This window comes from Pantoea sp. BL1 (assembly GCF_000963985.1).
GTDB classification, from domain to species: Bacteria; Pseudomonadota; Gammaproteobacteria; order Enterobacterales; family Enterobacteriaceae; genus Pantoea; species Pantoea rwandensis_B.
In genome coordinates this window covers 18,535-32,302 of the sequence record NZ_JZRH01000028.1, presented here as the reverse complement: position 1 = coordinate 32,302, position 13,768 = coordinate 18,535, and the positions used below count along the sequence as shown (strand labels likewise).

Here is a 13,768-nt window from a genome sequence, read left to right as displayed (position 1 = left end):
ATGGATATTTATGGCTAAGCCTTCAATTTTTCTTGATTTCAGCCTGCTGAAAAACAACGCCGCGTTTCGCGCCATCTTCTGCGCTCGCATGCTATCCGTGTTTGCGCTGGGCATGCTGGCAGTGGGTGTACCGGTTCAGATTCAAGCCATGACCGGCTCGACCTTACAGGTTGGCGTGGCCGTGATGCTCGATGGTATCGGCATGTTTATTGGCCTGCTGCTCGGCGGGGTGCTGGCAGATCGCTACGATCGCCGCAAACTGATCCTGTTTGCGCGTGGCACCTGTGGCATCGGTTTTGTGCTGCTGAGCCTGAACGCGTTTAGCCATGCCCCTTCATTGTGGGCGCTCTATTTCCTCGCCTTCTGGGATGGTTTTTTTGGTGCACTGGGCATGACGGCGCTGATGGCGGTGATTCCGTTAATTGTGGGACGCGAGCATCTGGCGGAGGCCGGTGCGTTAAGCATGTTAACCGTGCGGCTGGGTGCGATCCTGTCTCCGGCGCTGGGTGGCATGATTATCGTGGCGGCAGGTGTTGGCTGGGCGTTTGCCGTCGCCGCCCTCGGCACGCTGGCGACGCTGATCCCGCTGGTGCGGCTGCCCGCGATGAAACCTGAACAGGAAGAGCCTGAACACCCTTTGCGCGCGCTCGCCAGCGGCATTCAATTTGTCTGTCGGCACAATGTGGTGGGCGCTGCGGTGCTGGTGGGTTTGCTACTCAGTATGGTGGGTGCGGTGCGCATTCTTTTCCCGGCGCTGGCGCAGGTGTGGCAGGTTGATGCCTCAGCGCTGGGGTTAATGTACTCCGCCGTGCCGCTCGGTGCGATGATCGGCGCGTTCACCAGTGGCTGGGTGCGACAGCTGTCACGACCGGGTCTGGTGTTGCTGGTGAGTGCGTTGGTGGCATTTGGCTGCATCGCTTCTCTGGGTCTTTACAGCCAACTGATCCCGGCGTTGCTGGCATTGGTGGCTTATGGCTACAGCAATGCCATCGCGTCCCTGCTGCAATTCATCCTGATTCAGCACCACACGCCGGACGCTCTGCTGGGTCGGGTCAACAGTCTGGGCACCGCGCAGGATGTGAGTGGCGATTCGCTGGGTGCATTAGGACTCGGTGCATTGGCACGTGCGCTGAGCGCGCTCAACAGTGTGCTGTGGTTTGGGGGCGTGGCTGCAGGTTTACTGCTGCTGATCGCGCTGGCCGTACGCGGTTTGCGCACGGCACAGCTGCATCATGAACCTCCAGCCGCTGAGCAAGCTGCCGCTTAGTGTACGAACTGTCGTTCGATACTGTTGAGTATATTGCTACCTGTTAGTGCACGAACTGCCGCTCAATACTGCTGAGCATGTTGCTGGCGCTATAGTAATCGAGGCGGAAAGTGTCGTTACCCATGGCAAAGATGTCGTGATGCTGCACCGCGGGTAAATACGCGAGGAACGGATTCTTCGCCACCTGCGGCACGGTTTTATCATCGGCGGCAAATAGCAACAGCGTATTCCCGGTAACGCCATCCGCCATCGTCTCGCCGTTAAGTTGGATGATGTCTTTGCGTTTGCCCATACTGGTACTGCCCTGCAGACTGGCAGGCGGCATCGCCAGCGTGAAGCCCAGAGCCTTGAGTAGCTCTCCCTGCGCCGAAGCCGGCGTCCATACATTCATCCCGCGACCATCTTCGTAATAAACAATCGCTGAAGTGGGCTGCGGCGGCAGGGTAATTTTGCTGCGCAGCGACTCAACGCGTTGGTCAAACTTTGCAATCACCTGCTTCGCCTCCGCTTCGTGGCCAGTGATATGACCCAGCTGCAACGCCAGCGCCTGCCAGCTCTTATCGCCGTAATCAACCACCAGCACGGGCGCGATGGTTTTCAGCTGATCGTAGAGTTTCAGCGCGGAGTCTCCACCCGTGGCAGCGATGACGATCAGGTCTGGTGCCTCCGCCGCTATCGCTTCTGCGTTGGGCTGGGAAACATACAGCGGCTTGACGTGACGGGCTTTGGCGACCTCCCCCCATTGGGTAAAGAAGCCCTGGGCATCGGAAACGCTGCTGTTGCGGCTGGTGGCACCCGACCCAATCAGCGGCGCGTTAATCGCCAGTAGGGTGCCGCTTAATGTCACGCTGGTTGAAACAATGCGCTGTGGCGACTGTTGCAAAGTGAACGGGCCCTGCGGTGTGGGTATTGTGCGTGGCCAGCGGGCTGAGTCTTCAGCGGCAAGCGCGGGGTTAAACAGCGAGGTGAGGCAAAGCAGTAAGGCCATTACGGGCAAACGCATCAGGTTATCCATCACTTGATAATTGAGAATGGATATCATTATCAAAATGGCGATGTGGTGCAAGTTGATTTGGTGGCGAGGAGTTATTAAGGGGGCGATTAGTGATGGGTAAATGTATTGCGGGCCAGCAAATTAGCCAGCCCGCACACCGGTTACTGCTCCAAAGAATAACGTGTCATCGGCGCCACATCTTTGATCAGCCCGTTGGCTTTCATGTATTCACCAAACGCCTGATAGCGCGCTTTATCAAAGATGGCGCTGTGCCCATCAAACAGCGGCAGCGTCGCTTCCCATGCCTGATGATTGAGTTTGGTGTTCAGCTCAGGATACTGTTTGATAAACGCCTTCCAGGCTTCTTCCGGATGCGCACGCAGCCACACAACGCCAGCATCCAGACCGCGTAAAAATGCGGGGATGCGCTTGTCCTGCGCCGCGCTCTTGTTGTTCGCCAGAATAATCAGCTCATCATAAGCGGGCACACCGTAATCTTCGGGTTTAAACACGACGGGCTTCGCGCCCTTATCCTGGAGATCGATCAGCTCGTAATTGCGGAAAATGGTCATCGCGCCATCGATTTTGTGCGTCAGCAGCGCCGAAGTGGAATCCATATTCAGGCTGATCAACTTCACCGAATTAACATCCACTCCCTGCGATTTCAGCATGTTGCGGATCGCCACATCTTCCGATCCTGGCACCGCATAGCCCAGCGTTTTGCCGGCTAAATCCTTGAGCGAATGAATATCGTCGGACACGGTGGTCAGCGTATTCAGCGGTTGTCCAATCAGCGTACCCACGCGGATCACCGGAACATCCTTGTCTACCAGCGTATAAAGCTGTGGCTGATAGCTGATTGCCAGATCGGCCTTGCCTGCCGCCAGCAGCAGCGGCACCGACGCCGAATCAGCCGGAGCGATCATCTCGACATCCAGCCCTTCTTTCTTGAAAGCGCCGCTGTACTGCGCGGCAAAAATGGCTGCATGGTTGGGGTTCACAAACCAGTCGAGCAGCAGGCGAACTTTTTGTTCGGCGTGCGCGCTGGTGGTCGCCAGCAGCAGCAAAGCGGTAATCGCGTTACGTAGGGTGTTCAAGGGACGTCCTTATGTTGAGTGCCAGAGAAATTTTTTACGCAGCATCGCGACGCCGCCGGAGAGCAGCAGCGCCAGCATCAATAACAGCAACAAAGCAGCAAAGCTGGTGGCCGTTTCCAGCCGGGCGTTGGATTGCATCATCAGATAGCCCAGCCCTTCGCTGGCACCGACCCATTCGCCAATCACCACCCCAATCGGGGCCAGCACCACCGCCATCTGCAAACCGGAAAAGAACTGCGGGAGCGCTGCGGGCCAGCGCACGTACCAGAAAATCCGCGCACGTGAAGGATTCAGGGTGCCCGCCAGTTCCAGCCAGCCGGAAGGCGTACGGCACAGGCCATCAAATAGCGACAGACACAGCGGGAAGAAGACGATTAATGCTGCGACCACCACTTTGGAGGCGATGCCAAATCCCAGCCACAGCACCAGCAGTGGCGCCAGCGCAAACACCGGAATCGCCTGGCTGGCGGTCACGAGCGGAAACAACACGCGACGCAGAGTCTGGCTGCCCGCCATCAGAACCGCCAGCATCACGCCCGTCCCAACGCCAAGCAGCAGCGCCAGCACAATCTCTGCCAGGGTAAACAACGCGTGATGTGCCAGCAGCTGGCGATGCAGCCATAATGCCTCCAACACCGCCAGCGGCGAAGGCAGCAAAAAGTCAGGCACGCCATGGTGCCGCGCCAGCAGCCAGCCACACAGCAGCACCGCGATCAGATAGATCGCACTAAACAGTTTTTTCATCTTGATTCAGTCGGGAAAAGAGTTCGCCCTGCGCCTGTAACAGGCGAGGGTCATCAAGGGATCGGGGAGCATCACCCGCAGGCACCGGCCAGCTTTCAACCGCTAACGGCTGGCCATGCAACAGCACGATGTCATCGGCCATTCGGCAGGCTTCGAGCGGATCGTGCGTAACCAGCAGTACCGTTTTGCCCTTGAGCAGCGTGGCGGTCAGGGTTTGCAGACTGAGTTTGGTCATCACATCCAGCGTGGCGAAGGGCTCATCCATCAGCACCACTTCGCGTTGGGCATACAGTGTACGCGCCAGAGCGACACGCTGCCGCATCCCGCCTGAAAGCTTATCCGGTGAGGCTTGCGCCACCTCACTCAGCTTCACCTGCTCAAGCAGCGCCAACGCACGCGCGCGGTCCGGTTTTTCACCGTTGAGCCGTGCGGAAAGCATCACGTTTTCCAGCACCGTCAGCCACGGATACAACAGATCCTGTTGCCCCATCCACGCCACCTTGCCCGGTAAGCCACTGATTTCGCCCTGCTGTGGCTGCAACAAACCCGCCACCAGCCGCAATAAGGTGCTTTTCCCAATGCCGCTGCGCCCCAACAGCACCGTGGTTTTACCGCCGCGCAGTTGCAGATTGAGTTGCTGGCACAGCGCCTGTTCACCCCAGCTAAAGGTGATGTCATTAAATCCGATCGAATTCATGGTCGCCTTGCCGCCAACATCGCCAGACGGGTAAACCCTCGCGCTTCCAACTCAGAGGCCGCCTGTGCCGCGCGAATTCCGCTGGCACAGACCAGTACAATGCGTCGATCCTGTGGCGGCTGCCATTCGGCTATGGCCTGCGGCAGAATGCGTTCGACGTTGTGTGCCACGCTGACGGGGGCTTCTTCCACACTGCGCAACTCGACAATGCAATCCTCTTTCGTCAGCAGTTGCTCATTGATGAAGGGCACGCTGTTTTCTGGCTCTTCTGCACCGTCAAAACGAAATGCGCTCACATGCCAGTTGATGAAGTCACAGTTGATGACGCTGCCAAGCGGTGAAGGTCGCAGACCCAGCAGTACGCTCAGTGCCATCTGAGCCTGCATTGCACCCAAAGCCGCCACCGCCGGTCCCATCACGCCTGCGGTGTTGCAGTTGGCTGCGGAAGCGGGTAAGCGGGGAAACAGCGCCCGATAACTCGGCGCGCTGCCGCAGAAGCCACCGACGTAGCCCTGACGACCTAATACTGATGCACTGATCAAAGGAATCTGCGTTGCCAGACAGGCGTCAGAGAGTTGATAGGTCACCGCGAAATTATCAGCGGCATCAATCACCAGATCGATATCCGTTAGCAGGTGCGGCAGCTCGCTGGCGCCAATAGCGCGTGGCACGACCTCTATCTTCACCTCGGGATTACGTTGCAACAGCGCCTGTTGCGCGCACGCTGCTTTGCCGTGACCAATGTCCTGCATCGTAAACAGCGTCTGGCGATGAAGATTGTGCAAGGCCACCTCATCGTCGTCACACAGACGGATAAAACCGACGCCTGCGCCAACCAGCTGCGGCAGTAACGTAGCGCCCAATCCGCCGGCGCCCACCACGCATACCCGAGCAGCCGCCAATTTTTGCTGACCTTCGACACCGATTTCCGGCAGCATCATCTGCCGTTGATAGCGCTCCATGATGGCTCCTTAACTCAAACTCGCCAGACCGAAGATCGGTGTTGAAGCTGCCGCCATATCCCGTTTCTCCATCAAACCAGCACTGCGCGCGGCCTGCCCCGCTTCAATCGCCAAACGGAAACCATTCGCCATCGCAATCGGATCACCCGCCTTGGCCACAGCGGTGTTGAGCAGGATGCCATCGAAGCCCATCTCCATCGCCTGTGCGGCCTGTGATGGCGCACCGATGCCTGCATCAATTATCAACGGGATGTCGCTGAACCATGCCCGCATCGCGCGTAGTCCTTCAATGTTGCGCAGCCCCTGCCCGGAACCGATCGGCGCGCCCCACGGCATGAGCAGTTCGCAACCGGCTTCCAGCAGCTTTTCACCCACGATCAGATCCTCGGTGGTGTACGGGAAGACCTGAAAACCGTCCGCACAGAGAATGCGTGCCGCTTCAACCAGCGCAAAAGGATCAGGTTGGAGCGTGTCGGCATGGCCGATCACCTCCAGTTTGATCCACGAGGTATTAAACAGTTCGCGCGCCATCTGCGCGGTGGTCACCGCCTCTTTCACCGTGTGGCAGCCTGCGGTGTTCGGTAGCACGCGAATGTCCAGCCCGGTTAGCAGCTCGCGAAAAGCCGCGCCCGCCGCACCTTCACGGCGCAAACTCACGGTGATGATTTCCGTGCCAGAGGCGGCAATCGCCTGTTGCAGAATCGCCGGTGATGGGTAGCCCGCGGTGCCAAGCAGAAAACGTGACTGGGGAGTGAAATCGTAAAACATGCGTCAACCTCCCTGCATCGGCGATAAAACTTCTAACTGGCAGCCTTCTTCCAGCTGCTGGCTGCTGTACTGACTTTTAGGCACAAAGTTGCCGTTAAACGCACTGGCGACGCAGCTGGCATCAATTTGCTGCTCGATCAGCAATTCGCTGAGCGTGCTGGCCTCGGTGCGGATCGTCCGGCCGTTAAGCTGAATGTTCATAGGATTGTTCCCCGAAAAGGCGCTGCATCAGCTGTTCTGCCATCATGGGGGCCAGCAGAAAACCATGGCGATACATGCCGTTAAGATAATAAGTGTCGTTTTGATAATGGATTTCTGGCAGGTTAGCCGGATAAGCCGGGCGGAGTCCGCTGCCGCTTTCCACCACGCGGGCTTCCGCCAGGGCAGGATGTATCGCGTAGGCCGCGCTGAGCAGTTCCATCATGGCGCGCGCGCTAATGGCGCTGGCATCGTCGCTTTCCACCATAGTGGCACCGAGCATGAAATGACCATTGCGGCGCGGCACCAGATAGCAGGGAAAGCGCGGATGCAGCAGGCGAATTGGTCGCGAAAAGTGCACTTCATCGCTGTGCAGAATCACCATTTCACCGCGCACCGCACGCAAGCGCGATAGATCGGTTTTGGCATGCATGCCACGACAATCAATAACCCGACCAGAGGGTTGTTGTGCATCGAAACGCACACCGCGCTGTAACAGCTTTTCACGCAATTCAGTGAGCGCCAGACGCGGGTCAAGATGCGCTTCTTCGGCAAAAAACAACCCGCGTGCAAAGCGGCCTGCCAGCAGCGGCTCAATATCACCGGGATCGACCCAGTGATGCTGTTCAGTCATGCGCGCAAAACGGTTGAGTTCCTGGCTATCGCGCGGCGGTGCCACCACCAGCGTTCCCTGATGCGCCACACTGCTGACGCGCTGTTGCCACCAGGCCGCAGCATGCTGTCCAAGAGCGATCACTTCTTGCGGGGCACTTTCAGATTCACACCAGGGTGCCAGCATGCCGCCAGCAAACCAGGAGGCAGGTTGGCGGGAGTCGTCGCCAATGACGTCGACTTCTTCACCGCGTTCCGCCAGTAGCGTGGCCACGCACAGGCCTGCTACGCCGCAGCCTAATACTGTCCAGCGGCTCACCGCAGGTAATCCGGGATATCAAGGGAATTCACATCGGCCTCTCAGTGTTGACTGAGACCCGCAGATACAGGAGGAGGGAAAGGGCGCAAGCGATCCTCTGCGCCAGACAACGTACAGGATACGCTGTCAGTCTTCCTACGCCAGTATCAACTGGGTCAGGTTCAAAGGGTCGCTAAGCCGCGCATTGCGCTTTTAGCCTCTCAGTCTCTTTGGCGAGACTCCCCCGACGCGTCTATTTGTATTGCAGGCGCCGTTCGGCGTCAAGCGTGGATTTCGTTGTGCGATAAAGGCATTTATCGCTACGTGCACGTTCTGGATCGAAAACGTAACATATGGTATACAAAGGCATTATTGCTACTTTTCAAGCGCAAAGAAATTACAGGTGATGTTGGACTCATTATGAAAAATATTAGAATTGCCTTTATTAAAGCCGGTTGGCACAAAGAAATTGTGCACAATGCTTTAGTGGGTTTTGAGCAAGAATTAAAAGCACAGAACGTCGAAGCCGAATTAAAAGTACTGGAAGTACCCGGTGCATTTGAAATGCCGCTGCTGGCAAAACGTTTAGCAGAAACCGGCAAATACGATGCGATCGTTGCTGCGGCGCTGGTGGTTGATGGCGGTATTTATCGTCACGACTTCGTGGCTGCCGCTGTGGTGGATGGCCTGATGAATGTGCAGCTGACAACCAATGTGCCTGTATTCTCAGTGTCACTGACGCCACATAATTTCCAGCCGGTTGATGTACTGGAAAACTTCTACACCGAACACTTTATCAAAAAAGGCAAAGAAGCCGCGCGTGCTGCGCTGGCGATTCATAATTTGTCGATTGATTAATTCTCTCTCAGGAACACTTCATTATTCGCGATGAAGTGTTTTTGCTCTCAATAATACTCCCCTGCCCTTAAGAACAATATGTTCTACGCTATTTCGAAAATCGCATAAGCCACTTTCATTATTCTCCTGTCCAACTTCAACTTAAGTAAATTTTTGTCGTAAACAGCAAAAAGTGGACAAAAACACTTCACATTCATAGCATTCACTATAATGTATAGCACAGGCTATACTTCTTAGGGGATGACTATGTTGACCAGGCACGTTGTATCGGTGGTGATGCTTACGCTCTCGATGAGCGCTTCGGCATTTGCTGCCGACAAACTCAAAGTGGTCACCACTTTCACGGTGATCGCTGACATGGCAAAGAACGTCGCGGGCGATGCCGCCGAAGTGACCTCCATTACCAAGCCCGGCGCTGAAATCCACGAATACCAACCCACCCCGGGCGATATCCGTCGCGCGCAGGGAGCAGACCTGATTTTGGTGAACGGCTTTAATCTTGAACTGTGGTTTAGTCGCTTCTATCAGCGTCTGAAAAATGTGCCTGAGGTGACGGTAACAGAAGGAATCCAACCCCTGGGCATCACCGAGGGGCCTTACAATGGCAAGCCGAATCCGCATGCGTGGATGTCACCGGATAATGCACTGATCTACGTCGATAATATCCGTAAAGCCTTACAGAAATACGATCCCGCCAATGCCGATGTTTACCAGGCCAATGCGGATCGATACAAAGCGCAAATCCAGCAAACTCTGGCCCCGATGCGTGCTGCCATCGATCAACTGCCTGAAAATCAACGTTGGCTGGTCACCAGTGAAGGCGCGTTCTCTTACCTCGCGCGTGACCTGGGACTCAAAGAGCTTTACCTGTGGCCAATCAATGCCGATCAACAAGGCACACCACAGCAGGTGCGCAAAGTGATCGATGCGGTAAGAGCCAACCCGATCCCGACCATCTTTAGCGAGAGCACCATCTCAGCTAAACCGGCCGAGCAGGTGGCACGTGAAGCGGGTATCCACTATGGCGGCGTGCTTTACGTCGATTCACTCAGCAACAGCGATGGACCGGTGCCGACCTACCTTGATTTACTGCGTGTCACCACCGATACCGTGGCGAAAGGCATCACCGCCGGGAGCAAATCATGACCCTTAACGTGCAGGATGTCAGCGTGACCTATCGCAACGGCCACACCGCGTTGCGCCAGGCATCGTTTTCCGTGCCATCGGGCAGCATTGCCGCGCTGGTGGGCGTCAACGGTTCCGGGAAATCCACGTTGTTCAAAGCCATCATGGGCTTTGTGCCACTCTCCACAGGCAGCGTGACGCTGGCGGAAATGCCCGCCAAAACTGCGCTGAAACGCAATATTGTCTCCTATGTTCCGCAGTCCGAAGAGGTGGACTGGAGTTTTCCAGTGCTGGTGGAAGATGTGGTGATGATGGGTCGATACGGCTATATGAACATGCTGCGCATCCCGCGTGCGGAGGACAAGCGCAGCGTGGATCAAGCGCTGGCTCGCGTCGGGATGCAGGACTTTCGTCATCGCCAGATTGGTGAACTCTCCGGCGGGCAGAAAAAACGCGTTTTTCTCGCGCGGGCACTGGCGCAAAGTGGGCAAATCATCTTGCTGGATGAGCCCTTTACCGGCGTCGATGTTAAAACTGAGGCGGCGATCATCGCCCTGTTGCAAGAGTTGCGCGATGAGGGCCGCACCATGCTGGTCTCCACACACGATCTCAATACCATTCCTGATTACTGCGACCGTTGCGTACTGGTGAAAAACACCGTGCTGGCCAGCGGCCTGTTGCGCGATACGTTCACCGCCGCCAATCTGGCGCGTACTTTCGATGGCGAAGTGCAGCAGCGCAATGCCGCGTTATTACAGAAGATTGCCGCACGCCCGGGGGCGGATCATGTCGTGGATTATTGAGCCATTTGGCTATCAATATATGCTGAACGCGATGTGGATCGCCGCGCTGGTCGGGGCGATTTGCGCGTTTCTCTCCTGTTTCCTGATGCTCAAAGGCTGGTCGCTGATTGGTGATGCACTCTCGCACTCGATTGTGCCCGGTGTAGCCGGCGCCTATATGTTAGGGCTGCCCTTCTCGCTCGGCGCTTTTCTCTCGGGCGGACTGGCGGCAGGCAGCATGCTGTTTCTTAACCAGCGTACGCGCCTGAAAGAGGACGCAATCATCGGACTGATTTTCTCTTCCTTCTTCGGTATTGGTCTCTTTCTGGTGTCGCTCAATCCCACCTCGGTCAATATCCAAACCATCGTTCTCGGCAACATCCTCGCGGTGGCGCCCGCCGATATCTGGCAGCTCGGCACCATCGGTGTGGTGACGCTGACGTTGCTGCTACTGAAATGGAAGGATCTGATGGTGACCTTCTTCGATGAAAGCCATGCGCGTTCCCTTGGGCTGAATACTACCGGCTTGAAGATTCTGTTCTTTACCTTGCTCGCCGCTTCCACCGTGGCTGCGTTGCAAACCGTCGGTGCCTTTATGGTGATTTGTCTGGTCGTAACGCCAGGTGCCACTGCTTATCTGCTGACTGACCGCTTCCCGCGCTTATTGATGATTGCGGTGGCTATCGGCAGCATCACCAGCTTCCTTGGCGCGTGGAGCAGCTATTTCCTCGACGGCGCCACCGGCGGCGTGATCGTGGTGGCACAAACCGTCGTGTTCCTACTGGCGTTTGTGTTTGCCCCAAAACACGGTGTGCTAGCCGCGCGGCGACGTGCGCGCCAGGCTCTGGAGATCAACGCCAATGATTGAATTATTACTCAGCCCGTTTCAGTTTGAATTTATGAACATGGCGCTGGTCGTCACGCTGATGTTGTCACTGCCTTGCGCCATGCTGTCCGCATTTTTAGTGTTGAAAGGCTGGTCCCTGCTCGGTGATGCCATGAGTCACGCGGTTTTTCCCGGTGTGGTGCTGGCGTGGTGGGTTGGCTTACCGTATGCGATAGGGGCATTTATCGCAGGCATGTTGTGCGCACTCGCCACCGGTTTTATCAGCCAGAACAGCCGCATCAAACCTGATACGGTGATGGGCATTGTGTTTTCGGGGATGTTTGGTGCCGGACTGGTGCTCTATTTGAAACTGAAACCGGAAGTTCATCTCGACCACATTCTATTCGGCGATATGCTGGGTATTGGCTGGGCAGATATCGCGCAAACTGCTGTGATTGCGCTGCTGGTGGTGCTGGTGCTGAGCGTGAAATGGCGCGATCTTTTACTGCATGCGTTTGACCCACAACAGGCGCGCGCTTGCGGTATAAACGGCAATTTGATGCATTACGGGCTGCTGTGTTTGATTGCGCTAACCATCGTTGCCGCGCTGAAATCGGTGGGCGTGATTTTGTCGATCGCTATGCTCATCGCACCGGGGGCGATTGCGCTGTTACTGGCGCGGCGATTCCTACAGGTGATGCTGCTGGCGGCGCTGATCGCCATTCTCACTGGCTTGTGCGGCGTTTACGCATCCTTCTTCCTCGATAGCGCGCCGGGCCCCACCATCGTGGTGCTGTATAGCCTGTTATTCGTGGTGACATTTGTGAGTGTGAGCTGGCGCGATAGTGAGAATCGTCGCGGCTCTGTGGCTGTCAAATAAAGCGCTAACGGACCGCAAATTTTCCACTTGGGCCATAAATTTGTTTTCCTGGGCCGATAATGAGTGAAATGGGCCGATTATGATTTATAATGGGCCGTAAATGTTCAGTGTGGGCCATAACTTCATTAACGTGGGCCATTAACATTCATTATGGGCCATGAACCAGAACCCATGCTCCCAAAGCACTCGATGAGTGCTATGCATGGGCCATGCAGGTTCCTGATTATGTGGATTTTAAGCTAATCTCAGAGGTGTACGATTTTGATCCGGCTAACTTCCTCAGATGATCTTTCAGACCTACAACACAGAATTCTCTCGACCATCGCACTTGCCGAGTCTTCGCTCAGTTCCGGTGATCTCGCGAGTCGGCTGGGTGTGGGTCGTTCAACGATCAAACGTCATGTCGAGGTTTTGCTTGGTCAAAACAAAATTATCAGGCATGGCTTAGGAAGGGGGACTCGTTATACCGCACAAGCGCCCTCAAACATACTGCCCCAACCCAGTTCATCGGTTATGGAGAAAACACCTGAATATCATTCCTCTCCAATCTCTTCAGCTCAGTCACTGCATCAATATCTAAACTTACCTCTGTCAGTAAGGGATATTTCCGGGTATGACCGAAGCTTCGTGGACAATTATATTCCGAACGAAACGTTCCTCCTGCCTCAGACGCTAGCCCTGGCCTTAATGAATGAAGGCAAAATGGCAGGGCAACAGCCCGCGGGGACATACGCGCGGAAAGTTCTGGAGCAATTGCTCATTGATTTGTCATGGTCATCCTCTCAACTTGAAGGAAACCGATATTCATTGCTGGCCACCGAGGAGCTGTTCAAAAGTGGCGCGGCTTCGAATGATTTGGATGCCGTCATGCTGCTTAACCATAAACAGGCAATTGAGTTTTTGGTCGATGCGGTCCCTGAGTCTGGATTAACTGGGCCGGTAATCAGCAACCTGCATGCTTTATTGATGCACGATTTACTCTCAAATCCTGACGAGTTGGGGGCTATCAGGCGCAAAATCGTGAATATTTCGGGAACGACCTACACCCCACTACAGGCACCGTTCCTGTTACAAGAAATGTTCGACCTTATTCTCAAAAAAGCACGGCTGATTAATAATCCTGTGGAGTCAGCCTTTTTCCTGTGGGTCAATATCGCTTATTTGCAACCCTTTGAAGACGGAAACAAAAGAACCAGCAGGCTGGCCGCAAATATTCCGCTCATGATTTACAATAGTGCTCCACTCTCCTTTCTTGATGCTGATGTAACAAGCTATGCATACGCGATGATGGGAATCTATGAAAAACGTGACGTGACTTTAGCCGTTAAGTTGTTCGAACATTTATATCGTCGTTCAATTAAGCGCTATGCCGTCACACTGGAAGCCATGGGGGTTCCGGATCCGTTTAGACTTCGTCACCGTGAAAACTTAAACACGACTATTCGCTTAATCGTTGCCGATGGTCAGAATATCAAGTCTGCCATGCAGATGATTGACCTTGATCCTGAAGACAGAGAGCGATTTATGCAGCTTTTGCAGAACGAGCTGCGCATATTGAGTACGTTAAATTGTGCCCGGTATCGTCTTTCAATATCGTTAACGGATCAGTGGATTCGTCAGGGTCGTCCAGGTTAGCCATTATTTTTAGCGAGACCGAAAA

Annotated in this window: 15 protein-coding genes and 1 riboswitch; of the genes, 7 read left to right on the top strand and 8 right to left on the bottom strand. The window is 55.3% G+C overall.

The annotated features are described in order from the left end of the window. The first annotated feature begins 10 nt into the window (after positions 1-10). Positions 11-1,267, top strand: coding sequence for an enterobactin transporter EntS (gene entS / locus VH86_RS14045; RefSeq protein WP_045833238.1), 1,257 nt, complete (start codon positions 11-13; stop codon positions 1,265-1,267). 43 nt (positions 1,268-1,310) lie between these two features. Here entS and fepB read toward each other — a convergent pair whose 3' ends face one another. The 8 genes from fepB to VH86_RS14005 form a co-directional block, all read right to left on the bottom strand. Next, the gene (fepB, locus tag VH86_RS14040; protein WP_045833317.1) at positions 1,311-2,270 is read right to left on the bottom strand and encodes a Fe2+-enterobactin ABC transporter substrate-binding protein; all 960 of its coding nucleotides are present in this window, start codon (positions 2,268-2,270) and stop codon (positions 1,311-1,313) included. A gap of 152 nt (positions 2,271-2,422) precedes the next feature. Further along, on the bottom strand, positions 2,423-3,358 hold the full coding sequence (locus VH86_RS14035) for an ABC transporter substrate-binding protein (protein WP_045833237.1): 936 nt from the start codon (positions 3,356-3,358) through the stop codon (positions 2,423-2,425). A 9-nt stretch (positions 3,359-3,367) separates the two neighbouring features. Next, positions 3,368-4,102, bottom strand: coding sequence for an ABC transporter permease (locus tag VH86_RS14030; protein ID WP_045833236.1), 735 nt, complete (start codon positions 4,100-4,102; stop codon positions 3,368-3,370). Beyond that, complete coding sequence (locus tag VH86_RS14025) at positions 4,086-4,799, bottom strand: ABC transporter ATP-binding protein (protein ID WP_045833235.1); 714 nt, start codon at positions 4,797-4,799, stop codon at positions 4,086-4,088. Before VH86_RS14025 ends, VH86_RS14030 begins: the two co-directional genes overlap by 17 nt. Then, positions 4,796-5,761 (bottom strand): HesA/MoeB/ThiF family protein, encoded by a 966-nt coding sequence (locus tag VH86_RS14020; RefSeq protein WP_045833234.1) that lies wholly within the window; start codon positions 5,759-5,761, stop codon positions 4,796-4,798. The genes VH86_RS14025 and VH86_RS14020 overlap by 4 nt, the downstream gene beginning before the upstream one ends. 9 nt (positions 5,762-5,770) lie before the next feature. Next, on the bottom strand, positions 5,771-6,529 hold the full coding sequence (locus tag VH86_RS14015) for a thiazole synthase (protein WP_045833233.1): 759 nt from the start codon (positions 6,527-6,529) through the stop codon (positions 5,771-5,773). 3 nt (positions 6,530-6,532) lie between these two features. After that, positions 6,533-6,730 (bottom strand): sulfur carrier protein ThiS, encoded by a 198-nt coding sequence (thiS, locus tag VH86_RS14010; RefSeq protein WP_045816121.1) that lies wholly within the window; start codon positions 6,728-6,730, stop codon positions 6,533-6,535. Beyond that, the gene (locus VH86_RS14005; RefSeq protein WP_045833232.1) at positions 6,714-7,658 is read right to left on the bottom strand and encodes an FAD-dependent oxidoreductase; all 945 of its coding nucleotides are present in this window, start codon (positions 7,656-7,658) and stop codon (positions 6,714-6,716) included. Before VH86_RS14005 ends, thiS begins: the two co-directional genes overlap by 17 nt. A 115-nt stretch (positions 7,659-7,773) precedes the next feature. Then, positions 7,774-7,893, bottom strand: a riboswitch (TPP riboswitch). Between the two features lie 164 nt (positions 7,894-8,057). Between VH86_RS14005 and VH86_RS14000 the strand changes: the two genes are divergently transcribed. The 6 genes from VH86_RS14000 to VH86_RS13975 all read left to right on the top strand — a co-directional run bounded on the left by VH86_RS14000 (position 8,058) and on the right by VH86_RS13975 (position 13,743). Then, positions 8,058-8,495 carry a 6,7-dimethyl-8-ribityllumazine synthase gene (locus VH86_RS14000; protein WP_034830445.1) on the top strand — a complete coding sequence of 146 codons (438 nt, stop codon included), beginning with the start codon at positions 8,058-8,060 and terminating at the stop codon, positions 8,493-8,495. 246 nt (positions 8,496-8,741) lie between these two features. Then, the gene (locus tag VH86_RS13995) at positions 8,742-9,641 is read left to right on the top strand and encodes a metal ABC transporter substrate-binding protein (protein ID WP_045833231.1); all 900 of its coding nucleotides are present in this window, start codon (positions 8,742-8,744) and stop codon (positions 9,639-9,641) included. After that, positions 9,638-10,423, top strand: a complete 786-nt coding sequence (locus VH86_RS13990) for a manganese/iron ABC transporter ATP-binding protein (RefSeq protein WP_045833230.1) — start codon at positions 9,638-9,640, stop codon at positions 10,421-10,423. The genes VH86_RS13995 and VH86_RS13990 overlap by 4 nt, the downstream gene beginning before the upstream one ends. Then, positions 10,407-11,270: an iron/manganese ABC transporter permease subunit SitC gene (sitC, locus tag VH86_RS13985; protein WP_045816126.1), complete on the top strand. Its 864-nt coding sequence runs from the start codon at positions 10,407-10,409 to the stop codon at positions 11,268-11,270. Before VH86_RS13990 ends, sitC begins: the two co-directional genes overlap by 17 nt. Further along, on the top strand, positions 11,263-12,108 hold the full coding sequence (locus VH86_RS13980) for a metal ABC transporter permease (RefSeq protein WP_045833229.1): 846 nt from the start codon (positions 11,263-11,265) through the stop codon (positions 12,106-12,108). Before sitC ends, VH86_RS13980 begins: the two co-directional genes overlap by 8 nt. Positions 12,109-12,483: 375 nt before the next feature. Beyond that, positions 12,484-13,743 (top strand): Fic family protein, encoded by a 1,260-nt coding sequence (locus VH86_RS13975; protein WP_231647218.1) that lies wholly within the window; start codon positions 12,484-12,486, stop codon positions 13,741-13,743. Positions 13,744-13,768 lie beyond the last annotated feature (25 nt).

What these genes read in the sequence shown, in the direction of transcription:
- fepB (WP_045833317.1), bottom strand. Translation starts at nt 2,270, where the DNA reads ATGCGTTTGCCCGTAATGGCCTTACTGCTTTGCCTCACCTCGCTGTTT.
- VH86_RS14030 (WP_045833236.1), bottom strand. Translation starts at nt 4,102, where the DNA reads ATGAAAAAACTGTTTAGTGCGATCTATCTGATCGCGGTGCTGCTGTGT.
- sitC (WP_045816126.1), top strand. Translation starts at nt 10,407, where the DNA reads ATGTCGTGGATTATTGAGCCATTTGGCTATCAATATATGCTGAACGCG.
- VH86_RS13995 (WP_045833231.1), top strand. Translation starts at nt 8,742, where the DNA reads ATGTTGACCAGGCACGTTGTATCGGTGGTGATGCTTACGCTCTCGATG.
- VH86_RS14015 (WP_045833233.1), bottom strand. Translation starts at nt 6,529, where the DNA reads ATGTTTTACGATTTCACTCCCCAGTCACGTTTTCTGCTTGGCACCGCG.
- VH86_RS13990 (WP_045833230.1), top strand. Translation starts at nt 9,638, where the DNA reads ATGACCCTTAACGTGCAGGATGTCAGCGTGACCTATCGCAACGGCCAC.
- VH86_RS14000 (WP_034830445.1), top strand. Translation starts at nt 8,058, where the DNA reads ATGAAAAATATTAGAATTGCCTTTATTAAAGCCGGTTGGCACAAAGAA.
- VH86_RS13980 (WP_045833229.1), top strand. Translation starts at nt 11,263, where the DNA reads ATGATTGAATTATTACTCAGCCCGTTTCAGTTTGAATTTATGAACATG.
- entS (WP_045833238.1), top strand. Translation starts at nt 11, where the DNA reads ATGGCTAAGCCTTCAATTTTTCTTGATTTCAGCCTGCTGAAAAACAAC.
- thiS (WP_045816121.1), bottom strand. Translation starts at nt 6,730, where the DNA reads ATGAACATTCAGCTTAACGGCCGGACGATCCGCACCGAGGCCAGCACG.
- VH86_RS14020 (WP_045833234.1), bottom strand. Translation starts at nt 5,761, where the DNA reads ATGGAGCGCTATCAACGGCAGATGATGCTGCCGGAAATCGGTGTCGAA.
- VH86_RS14025 (WP_045833235.1), bottom strand. Translation starts at nt 4,799, where the DNA reads ATGAATTCGATCGGATTTAATGACATCACCTTTAGCTGGGGTGAACAG.